This is a genomic window from Paraburkholderia elongata, assembly GCF_013177735.1.
Classification (GTDB): Bacteria; Pseudomonadota; Gammaproteobacteria; order Burkholderiales; family Burkholderiaceae; genus Paraburkholderia; species Paraburkholderia elongata.
This window is the reverse complement of sequence record NZ_WOEZ01000074.1, coordinates 19,013-43,176: the sequence shown is the minus strand read 5'-3', so window position 1 is coordinate 43,176 and position 24,164 is coordinate 19,013. Positions and strand designations below refer to the sequence as shown.

General features: G+C 61.8%; 20 protein-coding genes and 1 pseudogene. 10 read left to right on the top strand and 11 right to left on the bottom strand.

Translation table 11 applies throughout. The annotated features are described in order from the left end of the window. Positions 1-28: 28 nt before the first annotated feature. Positions 29-797: pseudogene (locus tag GNZ13_RS14810) on the bottom strand (SDR family NAD(P)-dependent oxidoreductase). A 222-nt stretch (positions 798-1,019) separates the two neighbouring features. On the opposite strand from GNZ13_RS14810, the gene GNZ13_RS14805 reads away from it, so the two are divergent. The 3 genes from GNZ13_RS14805 to GNZ13_RS14795 all read left to right on the top strand — a co-directional run bounded on the left by GNZ13_RS14805 (position 1,020) and on the right by GNZ13_RS14795 (position 4,615). Further along, a complete protein-coding gene (locus tag GNZ13_RS14805) occupies positions 1,020-1,760 on the top strand; it encodes a helix-turn-helix transcriptional regulator (protein WP_172165483.1) in 741 nt (246 codons plus the stop codon). 81 nt (positions 1,761-1,841) lie between these two features. Further along, complete coding sequence (locus GNZ13_RS14800) at positions 1,842-3,341, top strand: aldehyde dehydrogenase family protein (RefSeq protein ID WP_172165480.1); 1,500 nt, start codon at positions 1,842-1,844, stop codon at positions 3,339-3,341. Positions 3,342-3,673: 332 nt separating this feature from the next. After that, on the top strand, positions 3,674-4,615 hold the full coding sequence (locus GNZ13_RS14795) for a helix-turn-helix domain-containing protein (protein ID WP_172165477.1): 942 nt from the start codon (positions 3,674-3,676) through the stop codon (positions 4,613-4,615). Between the two features lie 12 nt (positions 4,616-4,627). Here the strand turns inward: GNZ13_RS14795 and GNZ13_RS14790 are convergent, their stop codons facing one another. The 3 genes from GNZ13_RS14790 to GNZ13_RS14780 all read right to left on the bottom strand — a co-directional run bounded on the left by GNZ13_RS14790 (position 4,628) and on the right by GNZ13_RS14780 (position 7,493). Beyond that, the gene (locus GNZ13_RS14790) at positions 4,628-5,764 is read right to left on the bottom strand and encodes a DSD1 family PLP-dependent enzyme (protein ID WP_172165475.1); all 1,137 of its coding nucleotides are present in this window, start codon (positions 5,762-5,764) and stop codon (positions 4,628-4,630) included. A 4-nt stretch (positions 5,765-5,768) separates the two neighbouring features. Then, the gene (locus tag GNZ13_RS14785) at positions 5,769-6,446 is read right to left on the bottom strand and encodes an HAD family hydrolase (protein ID WP_172165472.1); all 678 of its coding nucleotides are present in this window, start codon (positions 6,444-6,446) and stop codon (positions 5,769-5,771) included. A 141-nt stretch (positions 6,447-6,587) separates the two neighbouring features. Then, the gene (locus tag GNZ13_RS14780; RefSeq protein WP_172165469.1) at positions 6,588-7,493 is read right to left on the bottom strand and encodes a LysR family transcriptional regulator; all 906 of its coding nucleotides are present in this window, start codon (positions 7,491-7,493) and stop codon (positions 6,588-6,590) included. 210 nt (positions 7,494-7,703) lie between these two features. Between GNZ13_RS14780 and GNZ13_RS14775 the strand changes: the two genes are divergently transcribed. Next, the gene (locus GNZ13_RS14775) at positions 7,704-8,855 is read left to right on the top strand and encodes a hypothetical protein (RefSeq protein ID WP_236001996.1); all 1,152 of its coding nucleotides are present in this window, start codon (positions 7,704-7,706) and stop codon (positions 8,853-8,855) included. Between the two features lie 104 nt (positions 8,856-8,959). On the opposite strand, the gene GNZ13_RS14770 is transcribed toward GNZ13_RS14775, so the two are convergent. Together GNZ13_RS14770 and GNZ13_RS14765 are read right to left on the bottom strand one after the other, a co-directional pair. Beyond that, on the bottom strand, positions 8,960-10,030 hold the full coding sequence (locus tag GNZ13_RS14770; protein ID WP_172165466.1) for a Gfo/Idh/MocA family protein: 1,071 nt from the start codon (positions 10,028-10,030) through the stop codon (positions 8,960-8,962). Positions 10,031-10,064: 34 nt separating this feature from the next. Then, positions 10,065-11,471 (bottom strand): MFS transporter, encoded by a 1,407-nt coding sequence (locus GNZ13_RS14765; protein WP_172165463.1) that lies wholly within the window; start codon positions 11,469-11,471, stop codon positions 10,065-10,067. Between the two features lie 285 nt (positions 11,472-11,756). On the opposite strand from GNZ13_RS14765, the gene GNZ13_RS14760 reads away from it, so the two are divergent. Beyond that, positions 11,757-12,713, top strand: coding sequence for a LysR family transcriptional regulator (locus tag GNZ13_RS14760; RefSeq protein ID WP_172165460.1), 957 nt, complete (start codon positions 11,757-11,759; stop codon positions 12,711-12,713). 213 nt (positions 12,714-12,926) lie between these two features. Further along, positions 12,927-14,450 (top strand): CoA-acylating methylmalonate-semialdehyde dehydrogenase, encoded by a 1,524-nt coding sequence (locus tag GNZ13_RS14755; protein ID WP_172165457.1) that lies wholly within the window; start codon positions 12,927-12,929, stop codon positions 14,448-14,450. Between the two features lie 15 nt (positions 14,451-14,465). Here the strand turns inward: GNZ13_RS14755 and GNZ13_RS14750 are convergent, their stop codons facing one another. From GNZ13_RS14750 to GNZ13_RS14730, 5 genes are all read right to left on the bottom strand, one after another. Further along, complete coding sequence (locus GNZ13_RS14750) at positions 14,466-15,806, bottom strand: MFS transporter (RefSeq protein WP_172165454.1); 1,341 nt, start codon at positions 15,804-15,806, stop codon at positions 14,466-14,468. 52 nt (positions 15,807-15,858) lie between these two features. After that, complete coding sequence (locus GNZ13_RS14745; RefSeq protein WP_172165451.1) at positions 15,859-16,422, bottom strand: isochorismatase family protein; 564 nt, start codon at positions 16,420-16,422, stop codon at positions 15,859-15,861. Positions 16,423-16,438: 16 nt separating this feature from the next. Next, positions 16,439-16,906: a MarR family winged helix-turn-helix transcriptional regulator gene (locus GNZ13_RS14740; RefSeq protein WP_172165448.1), complete on the bottom strand. Its 468-nt coding sequence runs from the start codon at positions 16,904-16,906 to the stop codon at positions 16,439-16,441. A 151-nt stretch (positions 16,907-17,057) separates the two neighbouring features. Next, the gene (locus tag GNZ13_RS14735) at positions 17,058-18,203 is read right to left on the bottom strand and encodes a porin (protein ID WP_172165445.1); all 1,146 of its coding nucleotides are present in this window, start codon (positions 18,201-18,203) and stop codon (positions 17,058-17,060) included. A 562-nt stretch (positions 18,204-18,765) separates the two neighbouring features. Beyond that, the gene (locus tag GNZ13_RS14730; RefSeq protein ID WP_172165442.1) at positions 18,766-19,680 is read right to left on the bottom strand and encodes a LysR substrate-binding domain-containing protein; all 915 of its coding nucleotides are present in this window, start codon (positions 19,678-19,680) and stop codon (positions 18,766-18,768) included. A gap of 120 nt (positions 19,681-19,800) precedes the next feature. Here GNZ13_RS14730 and GNZ13_RS14725 point away from each other — a divergent pair, with 120 nt between their 5' ends. From GNZ13_RS14725 to GNZ13_RS14710, 4 genes are all read left to right on the top strand, one after another. Continuing rightward, positions 19,801-20,688, top strand: coding sequence for a HalD/BesD family halogenase (locus GNZ13_RS14725; protein ID WP_172165439.1), 888 nt, complete (start codon positions 19,801-19,803; stop codon positions 20,686-20,688). A gap of 41 nt (positions 20,689-20,729) precedes the next feature. After that, positions 20,730-21,956, top strand: coding sequence for a M24 family metallopeptidase (locus GNZ13_RS14720; RefSeq protein ID WP_172165436.1), 1,227 nt, complete (start codon positions 20,730-20,732; stop codon positions 21,954-21,956). A 177-nt stretch (positions 21,957-22,133) separates the two neighbouring features. After that, positions 22,134-23,090 carry an ABC transporter substrate-binding protein gene (locus GNZ13_RS14715; RefSeq protein WP_328807232.1) on the top strand — a complete coding sequence of 319 codons (957 nt, stop codon included), beginning with the start codon at positions 22,134-22,136 and terminating at the stop codon, positions 23,088-23,090. Positions 23,091-23,195: 105 nt separating this feature from the next. Beyond that, positions 23,196-24,164 (top strand): ABC transporter permease, encoded by a 969-nt coding sequence (locus tag GNZ13_RS14710; protein WP_172165433.1) that lies wholly within the window; start codon positions 23,196-23,198, stop codon positions 24,162-24,164.

The window sequence follows — 24,164 nt, the reverse complement described above, 5'->3', positions numbered from 1 at the left end:
CTAAGGCCTCGCGGCCGCGCTTACCTATTTACATATGGTCGAACGCCAGCGTCGGCACGTCGACGATCGAGGAGCCGCCGTCGGCAACGAGGGTGGCGCCCGTCACGATCGACGCAGCGGGCGACACCAGAAACTCGCATACGTCGGCGATTTCTTCTGCGTGCGCGGGACGGCGCAAGGGCACATCGGCGCAGACGCGATGGTAGGCCGCGTCGAGCGTTTCGTCGTAGCGCTGCATCAACGGTTGCATTTCCGCATCGGCCATCGGCGTGCGGACCCACCCGGGGCAGACCGCGTTGACGCGCACACCGTGTGGGCCGTAGTCGCGTGCAAGCGAGCGCGTCAGGCCGATCAGCGCGTGCTTCGACGTGGTGTAACCGCATACAGCGGGCCCCGCTGCGAGCGAAGCGATCGAGGCGACCAGCACGATCGCGCCGCGCCGTTCGATCAGATCGGGCAGGCAGGCGCGGGCGGCGACGAAGGCCGTGTCGAGATTTGCGCGCATCGCGGCGGACCAGGCGGTGTCGTCGGTTTCGGTGGCGGTGCCCATGCCGAAACCGCCGGCGCAGGCGATCAATGCATCGACAGCGCCGCCGTCGGCCTTGATCGCGGCGATGAAGCGCTGCCAGTCGGCGGCGCTGGCTGCGTCGCCATCGAGCGCCAAGCCGCCGGTTTCGCGCGCCACCCGTTCGAGCGGTTCGCGGCGCCGGCCAATCAGCGCCACGCGTGCGCCGCGCGCAGGCTTCGCCGATGCCGGTGCCTGCGCCTGTGATGACAACCGTGCGTTGTTTGGACATGGCGTTCCTTACGAATGTGAAAGGAGGTGATTTAGCGTGATGAAAAGAGTGCAGCGTGAACTCAGAGTCTAGGCATGCCGGACCTGCCGCGGAATCAGGCAAAAGGATGACAACGCAACCGTCGTTCAAGTGCGCGGGGCGAGTCGATTTGCCAATTTGTGCTCACGCAATGAAATTGCACGTTCGTACGATGGTCTAGAGCTGGTCAACCGGGAGAGCGCCATGTTGAACACGATCCGCGACGAAGCCGCGTCTCAATGCGTCTTCCTGCCCGCACTGGGTGCCGCAGTGAGCGCGCTCGCGCAACTAGTGCGGCACTCGGCAACGGTCTTCTACTGGGTCGGCGCGGATAACGAGCCGTCGGGCTTTGAGCTATTCGGCATGACCGAGACGATGCATCGCACGTATTTGCAGCGTTACTGCGCGCTTGATCCGCTGCATCCGTCGCGCTTTTCGACGCAGACGGGCAACGTGCTCACGCTCGCGAGCGAATTGCCTGAGACGGTGCGCGACGGTTCGGTGTACTGGCGGCGCTTCCTGAATCCGCATCAGGTGGTCGACGTGATGGAAGTTTTGCTGCGGGATGGCACACGAGGCACGCGCCCGGCCGCGGCGTTTTCGCTGCTGCGCATGGCGCCCGCGGAAACCTTCTCCGAGAACGATCAGCAGCACGCGCGGGCGGTGCAACCGCTGCTGGAAGCCGCGCTGGTGCCGGCGCTGCGCGACCAGCGGCCAATGCGCACGCATCTGCGCCACGGTGCAGCGGTCGACACCGATAGCCGCCCGAGCCTGACGCATCGCGAGCAGCAGATCGCACGCCTGGTGCGCAACGGTTTGTCGAACAAGGAGATCGCACGCGACCTCGCACTCGCGCAGCCCACCGTCAAAACCCACCTGTTGCGCATGTTCCGCAAGCTCGGCGTGTCGAGCCGCACGGAAATGATCGGCGCGCTGTTTCTATAAAGGACCAGCGCCATTCTTCAACACGATGGCCTCGCGGCCATGGATCAGATAGCAACGAAACACCAACAAGAGACCCAGGATATGAGTAACGATGCAACGGTTGTCATCAGCGATGCGGTTCGTGCGTTCGTGCAACGCGATTTCGGCCTGTTTATCGGCGGCGCGCAGCAGCGCGCGCATTCGGAGCGTCGTCTGGACGTATTCAATCAGGCGAGCGGCGAACGCCTCGCGACGGTGGTGGATGCGGACGCAACCGACGTCGATCGCGCGGTGAGCAACGCGCGTGCCGCTTTCGATGCGCGTGTATGGAGCGGCCTGCGTCCCGCCGATCGCGAGCGCATTCTGCTGCGCTTCGCCGACCTGCTCGAAGCCAATGCCGAAGACCTTGCGCAATTCGAGACCTTGAATCAGGGCAAGTCGATCAACATTGCCCGCGCGGTGGAAGTGGGCGCGACGATCGAATATGTGCGCTATATGGCGGGTTGGGCGACCAAGATTACCGGCGAAACGCTGGACGTGTCGATTCCGTTTCCGCCCGGCACGCGCTATACGGCGTTCACGCGCAAGGAGCCGATCGGCGTGGTGGCAGGCATTGTGCCGTGGAATTTCCCGCTGATGATCGCTGTTTGGAAGCTGGTGCCGGCGCTCGCGGCGGGTTGCACCATCGTGATCAAGCCGTCGCCGGAAACGCCTTTGACGGCGCTGCGTCTGGCCGAACTGGCGCTTGAGGCCGGCGTTCCTGCGGGCGTGTTCAACGTCGTCACAGGTGGCCGTGAATGCGGGGCCGCGCTCGCGGCGCATCCGGGTATCAGCAAGATTTCGTTCACCGGCTCGACGCCCACAGGCAAGCTGGTCGGCACAGCCGCCGTGCAGAACATGACGCGCTTTTCACTGGAGCTCGGTGGCAAGAATCCGGCGGTGATGCTTGCCGATATCGACGTCGAGCAGGCGATTCAAGGCGCGTTGGCCGGCGGCTTCTTCAACCAGGGGCAAGTGTGCGCGGCGGCCTCGCGCATTTACGTGCATCGCAGCAAGTACCGGCAAGTGACCGAAGGTCTCGCCGATATCGCCAGCGCCATGACGCTGGGACCTGGCCTCGACCCGGCTGCGCAGATCAATCCGCTGGTGTCCGCGCAGCATCGTGACCGCGTCGAGCAGCACATCGCGCGCGCTCAGGCAGCCGGCCTGACGTTTCTTGCGGGCGGCAAGCCGGTCGATCTGCCGGGTTACTACGTTCGCCCCACCGTCATCGCCGACGTGCCGCACGACGCGGCAATCGTGCGCGACGAAGTGTTTGGTCCTGTACTCGCTATCGTTCCGTTCGACGATCCGCTCGAGGCACTGCGCCTCGCCAACGATTCCCCGTACGGCCTTGCCGCGAGCCTGTGGAGCAATGACCTCAAGACCGTGATGAACCTCGTGCCGCAAATCGAGGCGGGCACCGTGTGGGTCAACTGCCACGTACCGCTCGATCCGGGCATGCCGTTCGGCGGCTTCAAACAGTCGGGTATCGGCCGCGAATTCGGCAAATACGCGATCGAAGGTTTTACGGAAACCAAGTCCGTGTGCATCGCGCATTGAGCTGAACGCAGCCACACGAGCCCGTGAGCCAATCGACCCGGCCTAGGCTATGCGAATGCAGTGGCCGACGTCGCGCGCGCTTCGATGAAGTGAAATTCGCATAGCTAACCTTTTCAATAATTCGGGCGCGCTTCGCGCCGGAGCCACTGTAGAATTGTCTGATTTTTTGTTTGCCTTGAGTCACATCAGCCAGCCTGGAATAATATGCTTCTTCATTTGCAGCAGAGGCGCCGCGATCCGCCGCCTTCGTCTGCATCCAGGTTGGCGTCCGCTACGACAGGCCGGGCTGTCATCGCATGAATGTAGCCTGTTCAGAGTAGGCGGGAGGGGGCATGGACTTCCGGATCAGCACGCTTGCCGACGTGCACGATCATTCGCTGGCGGTGAGCGGCTGGGAGCAGGTTTATCGTCAGATGACGCCGGGCCGCTTTCAGAGCACGCTGGTGCAGGCGAGTTCGAACGACTTTCATTTCTTTCGCGAAACCACCAATCGCCGCGTTGTTCAACATGGCGTGTCTCCCGCTGACCTCGCTTCGATTGCTGTGCCCCTGTATGCGCCGCTTGTCGGCACGTTTCAGGGGCAGCGCGTGGAGCGTTACGCGCTGCTGCTGCTCGGCGCGGGCGAGGAGTTTCGCTTCTACACGCCGGAGTCGATGCACTATGCCGGCATCAGCGTGTCTGCCGAAATGATGGACGACCTGCTGGGCATGACGGTGGGCGAGCACGCCAGCCGTCAGGTGAAAGGTGGCGTGCTGACGCTTTCCGATGAGCAGGGGGTGATACTGCGCGAGCGGCTCGCGCCCTTTCTCGACTCCGCTGAACGCAATGCGGCCGCGTTTGCGCATCCCGCCGCGACCAAAGTATTCCGCGACGAAATGATCAGTGTCCTGCTCGGCCTGATCGAAAGCGCGTCGCAGACGCCGTTGCGAGACCTCACACACACCACGTATAGCGACATCGTGCGGCGTTGCGAGCGCATCCTGCAAGACAACGCCGAACAACCGATCACCGTGCTCGATCTGTGCCGCGCGCTGCGGTGCAGCCGCCGAACCTTGCAAACCAGTTTCCAGCGCGTCGCTAATGTGACGCCGGTCGAATACCTGCGCTCGATCCGGCTCAATGCCGTGCATAGGTTGCTACGCATGACGAGTGCGGAAGAAGTCCTGATCGGCGATGCTGCCTGCCGGTGGGGCTTCACGCACCTTGGCTATTTCGCCCGTGAATATCGCGACCTGTTCGGCGAATTGCCTTCGCAGACGCCGCGGTTGAGTTAAGGCCCGATCGCCTCACCAACCTTGAAAGCGCCTCCACTCGACGCTCTCACCATCCGCCGAAACCGCGTGATACTCGGGGAACTGCGCGCCGGTCGCGCAAGCATGATTGGGCAGGATGCGCAGCTTCATACCGATCGGAAAGCGCTGCGCGATGTCGTCGACATGCGCGCCTTCTTCCGATGACGACAGAATCCCATGTTCCTGATTGGCGCCGCTCATCACATAACCGCCAAGCAGTGTTCCGTTCAGCAGACAGGGCTGGCCGTACCCGAAATCGTGCGACTGCTTCGAGGTGCCGCGATCGCGGCTCATCGCCATCCAGCCTGCGTCGAGAATCGCCCAGCCCTTATCCGCCTGATGCCCGATCACGGTGGCGAGCACGCTGAGCGCGATATCTTCAAGCGCGCATACGCCGACGTTGTGCATGACCAGATCGAAGAAAACGTAGACACCCGCCCGCACTTCGGTCACGCCATCCAGTTGCCCGGCGGCGAGGGCCGTGGGCGTCGAACCGACGCTGACGACTGGGCACGGAATACCCGCATCGCGCAGCCGTTGCGCCGCGCGCACGCAGCCGGCGCGTTCCTGCTCCGCAAGCGCGGCGAGCGCCTCCGGCGTATGAAGCTCGTAGCTCGAACCCGCGTGGGTCATCACGCCGCCCACTATGACCCCGTTCTCATGCAGAATCCGGCCGACTTCGAGTAACGTGTCCTGTTCCGGCGTAATACCGGAGCGGTGGCCGTCCGTGTCCACCTCGATCCACACCTCGAAGGTTTCACCGTGCTGGTCCGAAAATGCGGCGATGGCCGCGGCGGCAGTCGGATTGTCCACCACCAGTTTCAGATCGCAACCCTGGCGGCGCAGCGCGAGCGCTCGCGGCAGCTTTGAAGGGGCGATGCTGACCGCGTAAAGGATATCGCTGACGCCAGCCGCAAAGAAAGCCTCCGCCTCTTTCAGGATCGAGACCGTAATGCCACGTGCCCCGGCGGCGATCTGCGCACGGACCACGTCGATGCATTTGGTGGTCTTGACGTGCGGACGGAATGCCACGCCCAGTGTGTTCATATGAGCCTGCATCCGCGCGATGTTCTTCTGCATCCGGGGGATGTCGATCAGCGCGGCAGGGGTGTCGATGTGGTCGAGTTTCATGCGTTCACCGGGGAATAGAGGGGCTTTCTGCGTGGCCGAAACGGCTCAGCCATGGGACTAGCAAGTCGAGCGTCGGCGCCTCGATCTCGGGCGGCTGCGCTCCCGCCACCAGCGGCAGACCCACGCGGTTGTGCCAGTATGTTCGCAAACCGACCGCAGCCGTGCCGAACATGTCGTAGCTGGAGCCGGCCACGAACGCGGCCTCGTGGGCGCTGACGCCGAGTTTGCCGAGCGCGAGCCGGTAAGGCAACGGGTCCGGCTTATACATACCGGCTTCTTCAGCTGTGACGATAGCGTCCCAGTGGATCGGGAAAAGGTTGGCAGCCTGCGTGCCAAGATGGATGGAGCAGTTCGTGACGATCGCCAGTTTGCAATGCGGGCTGAGCGCCTGCAATGCGTTGAGCGCACCGCTCCAGGGCGCGAGCTTCAGCCAATCCGCCTCCAGCGCGAGCGCGGCGGATTCCGGCAGCCCAACTTCGGCGGCTGCTTCGCGCACCAATTGTTCATACGCAATGTATCGGCCGCAACCGTAGGTCAGGCGCAAATATGCCGCACGCCACGCACGGCCCGCCTGTTCGGAGCCCGCAGCGTGATTCCATGACGTCCACGAGTCGAGCAGGGCGGTCAGGAGGTCGAAGAGGACCGCCTTGGGGTAGGCGGTCGGGGGCGATAGGGAGGTCATGATTTAACCGGCGAGGGACGGTGAGCCGATTATAAAGTTTCGTTGTTCGCGTGGCGTTCAGCCAAGATAACTCTAAAATTCAGTTTGAATAAATGTTGAATGCACGTGCTGTTTTTGACGTGATTCGCCCCGTTTTAACTTCTATCGCCTCCACGGCGGCAACGGCCTGAATCTGCCCTGCAAATACTGCATGAAATGCCGTGTACGAGCCGGCAATCCGGCTCGTTGATGCGTGAGCGCGATCACATTAGCGTCCGGCGCTTTCCAGCCTTGCAGCAACCGCACGAGTCGCCCCTTTGCGATGTCGTCGGCCACATCCCATTCGGAGCGCAGGATCACGCCGCGGCCTTCGCAAGCCCATTGGCGGATCACGTCACCGTCGTTGCAACTCAAATGCGGAGAAACGCGGACGCTGCGACGCGTGCGGCCCTTGCTGAACTGCCACAGCGAGACATCCGCGTTGTTCTCGCGCAGCACGATGCACGGCAGCTCGCTCAATGCTTCCGGCGACTCCAGCTGACCAAGACGCTTGGCGAGCGCAGGTGCGGCGCATACGAAGCGCGCATTCGGCGCGATCGCGTAGCCGACCAGATTCGATACCGGCAACTCGCCGATATGCACGACGATGTCGAAGCGGTCCATCGTCTCGGTCAACGGTTGGTCGGACAGCGTGAGCGCCACGTCGATATCCGGGTTCTGCTGCTGGAAGTCGGCGATGGCGGGCGCTAGGTGGCGCCGGCCGAATCCGAGCGGCGCATTGATTTTCAGCGTACCGATCAGACCGCCCCGGCGGGTCTGCAAGTCTTCGAACAGCGAGTCGAACTGCTGGACCAGTTCGGCGCCGCGTTCGCACAGGAGCGTGCCTTCTTCGGTGAACTGCAAACGGCGTGCCGTGCGGTTCACCAGTTGCGCGCCCAGCTTCTTTTCGAGTTGCTGCAGGCGCTGGGTCACCGCCGAAGGCGACAGCCCCAGTTTGCGCGCCGCGGCGATCAGGCTGCCACTTTCGCGGATGGTCAGCAGAAACCGGATATCGGCCGAGTCGTTCATAGCGGCAACTTTTGAGTTCGGAAGTCTGGCAGCTTAAAGCGTTTGAGTGCGCTGTTCCAGTGCATCACAAGGCATCGTTAGCAAGCTAAACTGATACTTCCGTAACGAAGTCGACAGCTTGACCCGCTAAAGTGTGCGCTTGAGCCAAGTGGGGCGGGCAGTGCCTGCCACCCATCGATTCGTTGTCGCGTCCATTTAAAGAGAAGTCCAATGCCGTTGTCACATGGACCGTCGAGCGGTCCCTCAAGTGGTCCGTCAGGCGCCGCTGACGGGTTGACCAGCACGCCGAATGATCCAGCCTCGCGGCCAGCCGAAGGCTCGCAACGAAGTGCCCTGAAACAAGGGGTATTTCTGCACACGGGCTGGCGCAGCGCAGGAACGTGGGTCTGGTCGCGCCTGCGCGCACTCGATTCCGTGACCGGATTCTATGAACCGTTCAGCAACGTGCTCGCCGATCTGAGCCTCGCCGACGTCTCCGCGTCCCGTCCCACCCTGACCTCTGGACATCCGCCGCTCGCCGCGCCGTATTTCGAAGAGTACCGGCCGTTTCTGCAAGAGGGCGCGCGCGGCGTAGCTGGATACCGGAAGCGCTTCGGCACCGATCGCTTCTCACCTGCGCCCGACGCGGAATTCCCCGCGTTGCAGGCTTATTTGGCCAACCTGTGCGAGCACACCGCCGGGCAACGCAGCGTACCCGTCTTCAAGTTTTGCCGTTCGTCGGGCCGGCTGCCGTGGCTCAAGCGCGCCTTCCCGCACGTCATGCATGCGGCCGTGCTGAGAAATCCCGCATCGCAGTTTGCCTCGGGGTGGCTGCTCAATCAGCAATGGAGTAATCCGTTCTTCGTGGCCGCGCCGTTTCGCGTACTGGGCCTGAATCAGTCGGAGCCGCTGGTCCGGCAGGCCATCGAAATCTGCGGCGTGAGCTTGCCGCCTGTTGTGCCGACTTCGGACGACGCCTATGCCATGGCATGCGAGCAATATGCGCGCACGGCGGAAGGCAACAACGCATATCGGGCGTTCGTCGCGTTGTGGATTCTCTGTGCGTTGCGGATGGCGGACGGCGTCGATCTGATGATCGACGTCGACCGTCTCGGACAGTCGCGCGACTATGCGGCCGGTTTGCGCGCCGGGTTCCTGGCGCAGAGCGGTTTGTCGCCTGACTTCAGCAGCGCACGCGATCTGGTCGAGGAAACGCGGCGCAGCGCGGCGCGCATGGCCGGGATCGACGGCCGCTCGATGCGAGCGGTTCATTCCGCAGCGCTGAAATTCCTCAAGACGCAGAGCGGGGCGGACGCCGGCTTTACGGAACTCGTTCGCGAGAAGATGGTGCTGGCCAACGAATTGACCGAGCAATGGCGCTGAATGTTCGATGGGAACGTGGCGGTGCGAATCGTCGCGTACTCGTGCCTGGCGTGATCTCAGTTATCAGCACCCAACGGCTCTAACGGCCGCCGGGACCGCCGCCCTCAGTGGGCCGTAGTCGCCGCGGTGGGCGTCGTATCGACGATCGACCCCATCTTTGCGGCTTCAGCGATCGCTTCGGTAATGCGTAGATTCTGCAGGCCGTCGCGAGCACTCACGAGCGGCTCGGCTTCTCCTCGAATAACCCGGGCGAAGTGTTCGATCTGACGCTTGAGCGGATCGTCGCGCGTCATGGCAGCGACGCTGACGTCGAACGGCTTCCACCACGAACGGTCTTCCGCCTTGCCATACGTTTTCAGGCGCATCGTCGGCACGGAAAGCGAGCCGAACGTACCGGCAATCACATAGCAATCTTCGTCCGGATACGACGGGTAGGCCTTGTTCTCCTGCGAGGTCTGCTCCCAGCTGCGCGCGCTCGCGGCCGTGTCGGACAACATGAAGCTGCCAAGCGCGCCGTTTGCGAAGCGCAGGTTGATCGCCACGGTGTCTTCGACGGGAAAGCCGCGTGTCGCGTGCGATGAAAACGCCTGCACCGCGACGATATCTCCGCATAGCATGCGCAAGTTATGCACCTCGTGGATCATGTTCAACAGAATGGGGCCGCCGCCCGGATTGCGCCGCCATTGCGCGTCGGAGAAGTACTGGTCCGGCTTGAAAAATACCGCGCTGCCCATCACCGCGACCAGCTTGCCGAGCCTGCCTTCATCGATCAGTTGCTTCGCTCGGGCCATGATCGGGCTGTGGGCCCGGTGATGACCGACCAGCAATTTCACCCCGGAGCGCTCGACCTCGTCGACGAGCGTCTCCGCTTCCTCAACCGTGGACGCGAGCGGTTTTTCGAGCAGCGTGGGCACACCGGCCGCGAGACACGTCAGCGCATGCTCGACGTGCAATTGATTCGGCGTGGCGAGAATCACGCCGTCCGGACGATCCTTTTCCAACAGTTCGTCGAGCGATCGGTAAAGGGGCACGCCTGCCTCGGCTGCGAGCCCCGCGGCCGCCGGCGACGGGTCGACGATGGCCGACAACGCACACGTGCCGCTCTGTTGCGCGACGCTCATGTGCGCCCGCCCGATATAGCCCGCGCCGGCTACGGCGATCCGGGTCCGGTTCATGGACAGCTTCCTTCGGTGGGCGGAAAGGGAGGGGTTATGCGAGCGCCTTCTTGGCCTCCGCTATGGTCTGGGCCCGCTGCAGATCGTAATCGTGCTTGTCGATCGGAACTGCATTGCGTTCGCCCAGGTCGCTCAGCTTGACGCGGAAGTTCTCGCGTGCGCTCCAGGCCGTCACCGCTGCAACGATGGTGATGCCGAACGTGATTGCGCCGATGGTGACCGGAACGTCATGAGATCCGGGTGGCGCGACGTAAGCGAACAGTGCCGGCAGCAGTGCGGTAATCGTGGTGCCGATGTTCTGGCCGATCGCCATCGCGGACACGCGTGAGCGGGTCGGGAATAGCTCCGGAAAGAAACTCGGAAAGATCGCGTTATAGCCTTGATAGATGATGCCCCACATGAGGATCGACATGACCATCGCGAGCGGCACGTTCCTGATGCTGATCGCGTAGAGGTAGGCGAACGAGAGCAATCCCGCGCCAAGCGCGCCGACGATGATTGGCAGGCGCCGGCCGATCCGGTCGGACAGATTGCCGACGTAGGGAATCACCAGCACGGCGACGATGTTGCCGACTACCGGAATCCATAGATAGACGCTCTTGGAAAAGCCGATGCCGTACGACGGCTGAACCGCATACGCTGCGCCAAAAATGGTAGCGACGACAGGGATCACGTTCATCAGCGAGCAGCCGATCACGCGCAACATATCCCCCCAGTTATAACGGAAGGCCTCGACGATCGGCGACCTCGGTATGGCGCCGCTGGCGTCTTCCTTGGCGAAAGCCGGCGTTTCATGGACCTCGCGGCGAATGATGTAGCCGGCAATCAGCACCACCGCACTCAACAGAAACGGAATCCTCCAGCCCCACGAGTTGAACGCGCTCTCTTCCATGAAGTAGGCGAGTGGCAGGAACACGGCCGCGGCGAGAATCTGCCCCGCTTGCACGCCTTGCAGCGTGAAGCTTGCGTAGTAGCCGCGCCGCCCGAACGGCGCATGTTCGAGAATCATGGAACTCGCGCCCGAGATTTCGCCGGCCACGGCAAAACCCTGGATCAGGCGGAGAATCACCAGCAGTGCCGGTGCAAGCAGGCCCACCTGGTGGTAGGTAGGCAGAAAGCCGACCGCCATCGTCGAGATGCCCATCAGGAACATGCATACCAGCAGGACGTTTTTCCGGCCGTGCGTGTCGCCCCAGTGCCCCAGTACGATCGCGCCGATCGGCCGCGCGACGTAGCCGACGCCATAGGTCGCGAGCGATGCGACGATGGCGATCTTTGGATTGCCGGATGGAAAGAACAACTGAGGAAAGATGAGGGCCGCTGCCTGAGCGTAGATGAAGAAATCGTAGTACTCGAGTGCCGAGCCGATCCAGCCGCTCGCGGTCGCTTTGCGAGCCTGCGAGCGACGCTCGCGGCCGCCTGCCGATGCATTCGTTTCCATGTCGTCTCCTGAACAGAAATGTTTCGATCAGCTTCTGTGGCCGATTCATTTGCGTCTTTAAAGCGAATTTTTGCAAGCCAGGACTTATCGGGAAGCGGCTATCAACCGCCGTCGGCGGCCCGGTTCGGGTGGCGAAATACACTGCCGCGTGGGTAGGTCTGCCAGTTTGATTGGGGGTTAACCAGTACTTTGGTATCCGTAGCTTTTCGTCTGATCAGCTTCGCTTGCCTGATCCAAGCGTTGAGGCTAGGGTAATGTGCTTCTGCACCGACACAATGCGGCCAAATGGAAAATCAGAATGCGCTCACAGCCAGCAATGAGTCTTCCCTGCGCGATCTCCAACTGTTCTGCAACATCGCGCGCCGGGGCAGTTTCGTCGCGGCATCGACGGAAATGGGGTTGTCGCCCTCGCACGTAAGCAAGCGGATCGCAATGCTGGAAGCGAGTCTCGGCGTCAAGCTGTTCCAGCGCACCACGCGCCGGGTCAGCGTGACGAGCGACGGCGAAGCCGCTTTGCAGTGGGCGCAGAAAATACTCGAGGACGTGCAGGGCATGGCCGACGCGTTCGCCGATCGCCGCACGGAGTTGCGCGGGCTGCTGCGAATCAGCACGAGCTTGCGGCTGGGGCGCGAACATGTTTCGCCGATACTTTCGATGCTGCGTCAGCGTCACCCGAATCTGGAGATCTGGTTGGAATTGCTGGACCGGCGTGCCGACCTGGTCGGCGAAAACTTCGACATCGACATTCGTGTGGGAGAAGTGCAGGAGCCCCATCTGATCGCGCACAAGATGGTGGATAGCGCGCGCATTCTTTGCGCGTCGCCGGAGTATCTGGCGCGTCGCGGTGTGCCCGCCGATTTGAGCGACCTGGCTCAGCACGACTGTCTGTTGTTTCGTGGACGCGACGACCGCTTCGGCGTCTGGCGCCTGAGCGGGCCGAATGGCGAAAAGAGCGTGAAGGTGACCGGAACGGTCGCGTCGAATCTCAGCGACATCGTCGTTCAGTGGGCGAAAGACGGCTACGGGGTGGTGATGGTGTCGATCTGGGACGTGGCTGAGAGCCTGCGCGCGGGCGAACTGGTGCGAGTGTTGCCGGACTATCTGCAATCGGCGGACGTCTGGGCCGTGACGGCGGAGCGCTTGTCGTCGTCGGCAAGGATCCAGGTGTGCATAGAGTTTCTCAGGGAGCAACTGACGAGCGGGCCGTATGCACTCGTCACGCATGGCGTGGGCGGCTTTTGACGGGGACCTGGCGTGTTGAGGCTGCCCGGGCCGGGTCACTGAATGGACGTCCTTTCCTGGCGTTGCGCCGACTTGACTGACCAGTACAGTTGCTACGCGAAAAACAATACAGTGAGGCGCGGTTTTATTGCGCTGTATCGGGAATATGACCGGCACCGTCGATACAGTTGGCGGGTCAACCCTTGCGGCCAATCCCGAACACGAGGTAACGAAATGAATGCAGTGAACGAACAAGCGAAATTGTCGGTGCAGCAGTTGGGCCATTACATCAGCGGCGCGCCGGCTGCGTCGACTAGCGGCCGGTTTAAGGACGTGTTCAATCCCGCCACCGGCCAGGTAACCGGCTCGGTCGCGTTGGCGTCGGTCGAGGAAGTGGACGCGGCGGTCAAGGCCGCGAAGGCCGCCTTTCCCGCCTGGAGCGAAACCGCGCCGCTCAAGCGCGCCCGGATTCTGTTCAAGTTCAAGGAACTGCTGAACAAGCACCACGACGAACTCGCCATGCTGATCACGCGTGAACACGGCAAGGTGTTCACGGACGCGCAAGGCGAAGTGGTGCGCGGCATTGAGGTCGTCGAATTCGCTTGCGGCATTCCGAACCTGCTGAAGACCGATTTCACCGACCAGATCGGCGGCGGCATCGACAACTGGAATCTGCGTCAGGCGCTGGGCGTGGTGGCGGGAATCACGCCGTTCAATTTCCCGGTGATGGTGCCGATGTGGATGTTCCCGGTGGCGCTCGCTTGCGGCAACACGTTCGTGCTGAAGCCGTCGGAGCGTGACCCGTCGGCTTCGTTGCGCATTGCTGAACTGCTGAAGGAAGCCGGTCTGCCGGACGGTGTGTTCAACGTCGTGAACGGCGACAAGGTGGCCGTGGATGCGCTGATCGAACACCCGGACGTCGCGGCGCTGTCGTTTGTCGGGTCCACGCCGATTGCCGAATACATCTACACGGAAGCGTCGAAGCGCGGCAAGCGTGTGCAGGCGCTCGGCGGCGCGAAGAATCATCTGGTGGTGATGCCGGATGCCGATCTGGACCAGGCTGTCGACGCCTTGATCGGCGCTGCTTATGGTTCGGCAGGCGAGCGCTGCATGGCGATCTCGGTCGCAGTGGCGGTCGGCAATGTCGCCGATGAACTGATCGAGCGCCTCGTGCCGCGCGTGAAGTCGCTGGTGATCAAGAACGGCGAAAACCTCGCCGCCGAAATGGGTCCGTTGGTTACCGCCGAACATAAGGCCAAGGTAGCCGGCTATATCGACTCGGGCGTGGCAGAAGGCGCGAAACTGATCGTCGACGGCCGCGCGCATCCGGTCGCGAACGAAAACGGCTTCTTCATTGGCGGGACGCTGTTCGACCAGGTCGGCACGGAGATGAAGATCTACAAGGAAGAGATCTTTGGCCCGGTGCTGGCGGTGGTGCGCGTGCCCGATTTCGCGCGTGCGGTGGAGTTGATCAATGCGCACGAGTTCGGCAACGGCGTGTCGCTCTTCACGTCGGATGGCGGCGTGGCACGCGCGTTCGGCCGGCAGATTCAGGTGGGCATGGTCGGCATCAATGTACCGATTCCGGTGCCGATGGCATGGCACTCGTTCGGCGGCTGGAAGCGTTCGCTGTTCGGCGATCACCACGCGTACGGCGAAGAAGGCGTGCGTTTCTACACGCGCTACAAGAGCATCATGCAGCGCTGGCCGGATAGCATCGCGAAGGGTGCGGAGTTCACAATGCCGGTCGCGAAGTAAGCAATCGAGCGCCCCTTAAACGTCAGCGGACGAATCCTCTTCCGCTTCACTCAGCACGGCATGCTGTACTGCCGTGACGGGACTGACATAAGGCGGCGCCTGACGCGGGTCGTCGATGCTGTAACGCAACCGGCCCGCCTCGACATACACGCGCAACTGGCGATACTTCACCAGATAGATCAAGCCGACGATTGCCGCGGCGAAGCCCGATGCAGCGCCCACACCGAGCGCCCAACGCGGGCCGAAGCGATCCGCGACCCAACCCACGACCGGTGCACCGAGCGGCGTGCCGCCTAGCGCGATGGCCAGCAGGATCGCGATCACCCGGCCGCGCATGGCCGGCTCGGTGGTCAGTTGCACGAGGCTGTTCGTCGAGGTGGTGAACGTCTGCGTCGACACGCCGATGACGACGAGTGCAATCCCGAACAGCACGTAGTTCGGCATGAGAGCGGCGATCGTGCAGCCCACACCGAAAATCGCCGCTGCGCCAAGCAGAAGGGCCATGCGAGGTTTCGCTCTACGTGCGGCGAGCAGCGCACCGGTCACCGAGCCGATCGCCATGGTCGAGCTCAACACGCCGTATTGACTGGCGCCCGCATGAAAGGCGGTGACCGACATGGTCGAGATGAAGATCGGGAAGTTCAGCCCGAACGTGCCGATCAGAAATAGCATCAACAGTGCAGCCTTCAGATCGGGACGCGTCCACACATACTTGAAGCCTTCCACGAAGCTGCCGCGCGTGCGTATCGCAGGCGGCTTCAGATTCAGTTCGCTGAGGCGCAGCATGCGCAGCGAACCGAGCACGGCGACGAAAGAGAGCGCGTTGATCAGAAACACCCAGCCGGTGCCCACCGAGGCGATCAACAGCCCCGCGACGGCGGGTCCGATCATGCGCGCCGCGTTGAACGAGGTGGAGTTCAGCGCGACCGCGTTCGACAGATCGGCTTCTCCCACCAGATCGGAGACGAAGGTCTGACGCGCCGGTGAATCGAACGCGGTGACGCAGCCGAGCAAGCCCGCAAACACATAGACCTGCCATAACTGCACGAGGCCGGTAACGGTGAGAAGCCCGAGGCATAAGGCCAACGTGCCCATTGCCGCCTGGGTGGCGAACAGCAGCTTGCGGCGGTCGAAATGATCGGCCGCATACCCGGTTAGGGGCAGCAGGAGCATTTGCGGCCCGAACTGCAGCGACATCACAATGCCCACGGACGTTGCATTGTGATGCGTGAGTTCTGTGAGCACGAGCCAGTCCTGCGCCGTGCGTTGCATCCATGTCCCGATGTTGGAGACGATCGCGCCGCTGGCCCAGACCCGGTAGTTGAACGTACGCAGCGAACGGAATGTGCCGCTCACCGGGACATCCCCGTGTGGACGATTCGCGCCGTGCAGAGGTTCAAACAAGTGCTCATGCGCGCGATGTCTCGAGTAGCGCGAGGACGTCCTGCGTCGTGCCGGTTTCGCCGAGGCGCGGGAAGATTCGGGCGATGCTGTTGGTATGAGCGTCGAGGTTCATGTCCGTCATCGCGTCGACCGCGAACGTGACGTTGAAACCGAGTTCGTGTGCGAAACGCGCGGTGGACTCGACGCCGATGCTGGTGGCCACACCGACCAGCACCACCTGCGTGACGCCTTGCTGGCGCAGATACACTTCGAGGTCCGTGTTCGTGAACGCGCCCCAGGTGCGCTTGGTCACCAGATGATCCGACGGCTGCTGATTCAGTTCGGGAACGAGGTCAGCAAAACCGGCGGGGAAATCACCCGTAGGACGCGACTGTTCCGCGCGGCCGGGCGCGCCGCCCGCCACGTTGACGAGCACCACGGGCAGACCGTGACGGCGAAATGCATCCGCCAAACCAGCGGAGCGCTTGACGATCTCGCCGGTGGGGTGGGCGGTGGGCAGCGCGACGATGCCTTGCTGCAAATCGATGACGACCAATGCGGTCTTTGCGTCGAGCGTGGTGAAAGCCATGGTGTTTTCCTTAGCGTTACGAGTCGATGAGGCGTTTGAGCAAGTCGACGCCAATCGCGAGTTGTTTCTGTTCGGCGGCGGAGAAGCGGGTCTGGATCGTACGGAATAGCCAGTCTTCGCGTGCGGCGCGGCTTGCCTTAACCTTCTTGCGGAAGGCGGGCGTGAGGGAGAGAACGGTTTGCCGCCCGTCGTTCGGATCCGGTGCGCCGCTCACGAGTCCGGCAGCTTTCAGAACCGAAAGCGTCTCACCCATGGATTGCGGACGCATACCCTGGATGCGTGCGAGCGTGGTGACCGTTGCGGGACCTTCGCGTTCCAGCAGGAGGAGAACCTGCACCTGTGACGGCGTGAAATCGCCAACATGCGCTTCTTCGCGCAACCGGCGGCGCAACTTGCCGACGAGTACACGCAAGTCTTCCGCCGTGGCGTGCAGGGCGTCGGGATCGGAGGGGGAGCGTGTGGGCTGAGTGTCGTTGCTGGACATACCGGCAGATGTGAAGGTTACCTTTGTAGGTTACCTTTGCATCTGCCGGAAGTCAAGTTGACGAAGTTGGCGGCGGAATGCAAGGAGAGCCCCGCATTCCGTGTTTGGCTTGAGTGATCGAGGTGAAGCGTGGCGCGCGGCGACGCGCCTTTTAGAACTTATGACGAAGCGCCACGCGCGTCACGACCTGATTCTGCGTCGACGAGGGAGACTGCGTGCCGGGGATGAATGCGTCGTCGAGAATCGAGTTGGTCGAACTGCCGGCGACCTTCTGATACTCGCCCTGTACGTAGACGTCCGTGCGTTTGGACAGGTTGTAGTCCGCCATCAGTCCGACGGAGTGGACCTTGGGCTTTACGCTACCTGTCGAGGCGTCGTATGTCTCCATCGTGTAGACATACTGCGCGCCGACAAAGAATGCGGGTGTGATCTGGTATTTGCCGTTCACTTCGAAGTTCTGGTATTTCAGCGTATTCAGGAGGACGCCGTTTGCGGCGAGCGGGATGCCGATATAGCCGTTGCCGGTGGGGTCTTTGTAATTCGAGTTGGTGTACGCGAAGCCGACGGTAGCTGAGCCGAACGTGTAATTGATACCGCCGCCGAACACGCGCATGCGTCCGGCGATGAAGCTTGCGTCGTTCGCGGTGATTGCACCGTTCGAACCGACGCCGGGATTATTTGCTTGCAGATAGGCCGCGGCGACCAGCAGACCGCCGTTTGCGTATTGGGCGCCGAAGCTGTACTGACGGTTGTTGGCGAAATTCGTATCGTTGCTGAAGCTGTAGGTGCCGCCGAACTGGAACCCCGAGATATCTGGGCTAGCGTATTTGATGGTGTTGTCGACACGGAACGAGTTATCGGTGTTGTCGTTGTCGTACGGGTGGGCGAACAGATAGCCAGCCCAATTGCCGTTGGCGGTGGTTTGCGCGAGGTAGTCGACTACCGAGTCGTATTGACGGCCTAGCGTAACGGAGCCGAAGCGGTCGCTGCTCAGACCCACATAGGCTTGCCTGCCGAACATGCGGCCGCCCTGATTGAGCCGACCGGAATTCAGATCGAAGCCGTTTTCGAGTTGAAAGATTGCTTTGAGACCACCGCCGAGATCTTCCGAGCCTTTCATGCCCCAGCGGCTGCCTTGTGCGTAACCGCTCGCGAGCTCCACGACGCCACCGTGCCCGACATTATTTGTGTAGTCGATCCCTTCATCGATGACCCCGTACAGCGTCACGCTGCTTTGAGCGAAAGCGGGGGAAGCGGCGGCGCCGACCAGGGCGATAGCGAGGACTTTCTTTTTCATAAGATCTCCAGAATGTATTGGCAAGTGGCCGACGCATGATTTTCCGGCCAATACTTTTTGCAAAGCGAGGAATTCTGATGGCACCAATCGGAAACGCCGATGGAGCAAGCGCGGGAGAGGCACCAACGAATCATGAAACGTTGGCTCTCCGAATGACGTGACGGGATGGGAGAGAGAATACGTGAGGCGAGGCGCAGTGCAGCGAAATGAGGTGAGAGAGGGGAGAGCCGAACCAGATGGTTTGAGAAATAGCCTTCGGCGCGCGTAGCGCCGCCGGAAGTATGACGGCCTTGTCACTCACGCCGAATGTGCGAGAACACAGATTCCAGATGCACCACGATCCCCTCCAAGCCAGGGGACCCACTTAAGAATTAGCGGTTTGAGCCGCTTTCTCTTGCTTACTTCTCTTTGCGGCGGCAAAGAGAAGTAAGTGCCGCCCCGCACAGGGGCAACGCTAATAATCCAATATCAATTCAAGGAAAGGCCAAAGAGTCCAGATCAAGGAAAGGCCAAAGAACCCAGACCAAGAAAAGCCCAACGCCGCGAGGCAAAAACAGCAAAGCTAAGCAGTAACAGCAACTGCCAAATTACGCCTCTCCTCAACCATATCCTCAATCAAAGCAGCAAGCACATCCACAGCGGGATCCCGATTAACAGAAGCCCGATGCAACTCAAGATCCGCCGGAGGCAAAGCAGGCAACCCATCCTGAACCCCGAGCACCCGCCAGTTATCCGGCAACGTACACCGATCGATGATAGTGACGGCCGCGCCGTGATTAACGGCAACCTTAATCCCGGTAGGACTCTGACTCGTATACACAACCTGATACTGCCGCTCAAGCGCGGCAAGCGCTGCAAGCCCCCGCTGCCGATAACAGCAAGTCTCAGGAAACAAGGCAAGCGGCACCGGCGCCCCAGCCTGCAAAACAAAATCCCGATGCGCCGCCCACACCACTTCCTCACGCCCGAGATGCCGCCCACTGGTCTGCGACCCGTGCCGCACCACTAAAGCCAGATCCAGCTCCCCAGCCTGCAACCGCTCCAGCAACTCCAACGACATCCGGCAATGAATATGCGGCCGCGCGCCCGGCCTCAGCGCATAAAACTTCTTGAGCAACTCAGGCAGCCATAACTCCGCATAGTCCTCGGGCAGCCCAAACCGGATCACTCCATCACTATTACTCCGGTTCAATGCGGCGATCGCCTCGTTCTGCACCTGGATAATGCGCCGCGCGTGAATCAAAAAATTCTCGCCATCGCGCGACAAATCCAACCGCCGGCTGTTACGCAGAAACATATGCGTTTCCAGCCGCTCCTCCAGCGTGCGGATCCGCAGACTGATGGTCGACTGTGTGCGGTGCAGCAACTTCGCCGCAGCGGTAAACCCGCCGCTATCGACGACGGCAACGAATGCCCGCACCAGTTCGGGATCTAGAGAACTCAGTTTCGACCAATCGGGTCCGCTGATGGAAGCCATCGGAATTACTCGCTTTCCAAAGAAATTTGGCGATCAAAACATGGGGGCGTCAGTGAGGTGATTGTTGTCGAAAACAATTCGCGTCACAAATCAGTCCGAACCCCTATCTGGAGTCCCGCCGTGTCAGTCCGTCTTCCTCTTGCCGATGCCGAATGCAACGATTTGAGCGACATCGTCGATACCGGGCGCTATCGTTTGCACGATCCGGACCATCCCTGTATGCGCGAGCTGATCGCGAGCTGCCGCGCCCACCTGGCGGGCAATGGCAGCGCCGTGCTGCACGGTTTCCTGCGCCCCGAGGCGCTCGCCCAGGCGCGGGCCGAAGGCGTGGCGCTGGCGGCCAAGACCTACTTTTCGACTCGTAAGGTCAACGCCTACTTCACTGCGGACGATCCGTCGCTGCCGGCCGACGATCCGCGCCGCGTCTTCATGGACCGCACCAGCGGCTTCGTCACCCGCGATGTGATCCCCGCCGACGCGATTGTGCACCGCATCTATGTGGCTCGGGCGATGAAACGCTTCGTTGCCGCCTGCCTCGGTGAAGCGCGCGTCTGGGAATACGCGGACCCCTACGCCGGACTGGTGCAAAACGTCATGCCGCCGGGCACCGAACAGCCGTGGCATTACGACACCAACGAATTCATCGTCTCGATGATGACGCAACAGCCTGAAGAGGGTGGCGATTTCGAGTATTGCCCGAATATCCGTTCGCCCCAGGGCGAGAACTATGGCGACGTCGGCAGCGTGGTGCGCGGCGAGACGCGCGCGCCGATCAACGTGATCACGTTGCAACCCGGCGATCTGCAACTGTTCAAAGGACGCTTTTCGCTGCACCGCGTCACGCAGGTGCAAGGCGGAATCGACCGGCATACGGCGATCTTCGCGTACTCGCAGAAGCCCGGCGTGATCGGCAGGCTCGAACGCACGCGCCAACTGTATGGACGCGTGTCCGAAATGCATCTGGAAGCCGAGCAGCGCCTTGTGCGCGCCGACAACCTCGTCGATTGAAGCCGTCCTTTTAAAACCATCCCACGTCCCCTTCAAAAAACATGACGATTATTCGCCCGACCCACCTCCCGGAAGATTGCGAGCCGACCGCGGAGGAAATCGCGCAGATTCAGCGCGACCGGCTTGCCGCCGTGCGTCGCGAACTGAAGAAGCGTGACCTGACCGCCGCGATCCTGTTCGACCCCACGCATATGCGTTATGCGACCGGCTCGCGCAACATGCAGGTCTATTCGATGCGCAATCCGGCGCGTTATCTGTTCGTGCCGGCCGAAGGCAAGGTCGTGCTGTTCGAATATGCCGGCTGCGATTTTCTCGCCGACGGACTCGATACTGTCGACGAAGTGCGCCCGGCTACCGCGATTTCCTATTACTTCTGTGACGACATGCTGGGCCGCGTCACCGAACGCTGGGCCGATGAAATCGACGAACTGATCAGGCAGAGTGGCGGCGGCAAACGCATCGCCATCGAGAGCGCGACGTCGGCGGCTGCCTTTGCGTTGCATGCGCGCGGCTATCAGATCAGTGATGCGCAGGAACCGCTCGAACGGGCCCGTTCGATCAAGGTGCCCAACGAGATCAAGATGATCCGTTCATCGTTGCGCGCTGCCGAAGAGGGGGTGCGCAAACTGGAAGCGGCCCTCGTGCCCGGCATCAGCGAGAACGAGCTGTGGTCGCATCTGCACAAGCACATTATCGAAACGGACGGCGATTACGTCGAAACGCGCCTGATCAGCTCGGGGCCGCGTACCAATCCCTGGTTCCAGGAGAGCAGCCCGCGCAAGATCCAGACGGGCGAGCTGGTCGGACTCGATACGGATGTGGTGGGGCGCTTCGGCTATTACGCCGACTTCTCGCGCACCTTCCTGTGCGGCGACGGTCCCGCCACAGCGGCACAGAAGACTGTCTATAAGCTCGCTTATGAACAGGTGCATTCGAACATGGAGAACGTGCGCGCCGGCACGACCTTTCAGGAGTTCATCGCGAAGGCCTGGAAGATTCCCGGCCCCTATCAGGCGCGCCGCTATTTCGCGCTCGCGCATGGCGTCGGCATGACGGGCGAATATCCCTACATCGTCCATCGCGAGGACAACGGCGCCAAGGGCTATGACGGCGTGATCGAGCCCGGCATGACGCTGTGCATCGAAAGCTATATCGGTCATGAAGATGGCGGTGAAGGCGTCAAGCTGGAAGAGCAGGTGTATGTGCGCGATGACGGCCGCGTGGAACTGCTGTCCGACTATCCGTTCGAGAAGCGCCTGCTCGCTTGAGCGCACGGCGTGTTCTCACTGGCATGTGGGGCAGAGGTTCGGCCTCTCGCGCATGCCGATTCAATGCAATTCAACGCTCCAAGGGTGATCGACGATGCAATTCAGACAACTTCGGGCGGTGCTGTGCGCCGCCGCCATGGCATTGACCGGCACTAGCGCACACGCTGCGGATAACTGGTGCGCGCGCAGGGCAAGACGGTGCATTTCGCGGGCATTACGTGGGAAAGCGGCTCCTTCGCAACCGAGGTGCTGCGGCAGATTCTGGAGAAGGGCTACGGCTGCAAGACGGATGTCGTGCCCGGCAGCACGGCGGCCACTGAAACTGCGCTTGCACACAACGACGTGCAAGTGTGGGCTGAACAGTGGACCGGGCGCAGTGAGATCACCGCCAAAGCCGTGGCCTCGGGCAGCGTCAAACTGGTCGGCGACACCTTGCCGGGTGGCACGAAGGAAGGCTGGTTCGTGCCGGAATACGTGGTGAAGGGCGATTCTAAACGCGGTATCAAGCCGGTCGCAGCGGGCCTCGTATCGGTGACCGATCTACCTAAGTACAAGAGTGTATTCGCGGACGACGAGGAACCGGACAAGGGCCGTTTTCTCAACTGTCCGACGGGTTGGGATTGCGAACGGGTCAACACACGTTTGCTGAAGGTGCTGAATCTCGATGCGAGCTACACCAATTTTCACCCGGGCACAGGCGCCGCGCTCGACGCCGCTATCGCCTCCGCGTACCAGCGCGGCGCGCCGATCGTGTTCTATTACTGGGGCCCGGCTGCGCTGATGGCGAAGTACAGGTTTGTCGAACTGAAGATGCCTGCCTATAACGACGCGTGCTGGAAGACGTTGCGCGACGAAAGCAGTACCTCGCAATGTGCCTCGTCGTACATGGTCTCGCATGTCACCGTAGGCGTATCCACGCCGTTCTACGACGCCGACCCGCAACTCGTGTCGATGCTTGGCAAGGTCAAGTTTCCGATGGATTTCCTCAACAGCACGATCCTCGAGATGAGCACGAAGAAACTCGACGGCTCAGCCATGGCCACGCAATTCCTGCATGAGCATCCGGAGATGTGGAAGCAATGGGTGCCTGCCGACGTCGCGGCGAAAGTGCAGGCCGGACTTGCTGGCGCCTGACAGGCGGTAACGTCAGGCAGATTTCGACGGCGTGAGGTCTTGCGGCTTCGTGCCGGACAGCGGGTGTCGTACAGCCTGCTGTCCACCTGCAGTGGAGAGTTGATCATGCATTCGTTTTTTCTGCATCTTTCGATTGCCGATTGGGTGAACGATGCCGTGCAATCGTTCGTTACCCGCTACGGCGACAGCTTCCACCAGTTCAGCATTGCGCTCTTGCGCTATGTGCTCGTACCGCTCGAGGGCGCACTACGCGCCTTGCCGCCATGGCTGATCCTGCTGGCGGTCGGCGCGGTGACGTGGAATGCGACGCGGCGCCTGAGCATTGCCGGCTTCTTCATGCTGCTGCTCTATGCGATCGGTTGCTTCGGCCTGTGGGAAAAGCTGATGCAGACCCTCGCGTTGATGCTCGTGGCGACGGTGCTGTCGGTTTCGCTCGGCGTGCCGCTCGGCATTCTGACCTCGCGCAGCGCATGGCTGCGGCGCGTACTGTTGCCGACGCTCGACGTCATGCAAACGCTGCCGAGCTTCGTCTATTTGATTCCCGTGTTGATGCTGTTCGGCCTCGGCAAGGTGCCGGCGATCCTCGCCACGATCATCTATGCGCTGCCGCCTCTGATTCGCCTGACCGATCTCGGCATCCGTCATGTGGATAGCGAGGCGGTCGAGGCGGCGCGCGCCTTCGGCACGACGCGCTGGCAATTGCTGGTGAACGTGCAGATGCCACTGGCGCGGCCCAGCATCATGGCCGGCATCAACCAGACGACGATGATGGCGCTCTCGATGGTGGTGATCGCTTCGATGATCGGTTCGCGTGGGCTTGGCGAAGATGTGCTGGCCGGCATTCAGACGCTCGATGTGGGCAAGGGAACACAGGCAGGTATTGCCATCGTGATTCTCGCGATCGTGATCGACCGCATCAGCCAGGGCTATGGCCAGGACCGCCGTGCGCGACGCGTGCTTGCACAGCGCAGAAAGGCCAAAGCGGCTTCGCGCATTCCCTATCGCGTGAACAGCACGAATACGGATGAAACATCGGCGGCTGAAGGCGGACTCGAAACCCGCACGGCCGAGTGA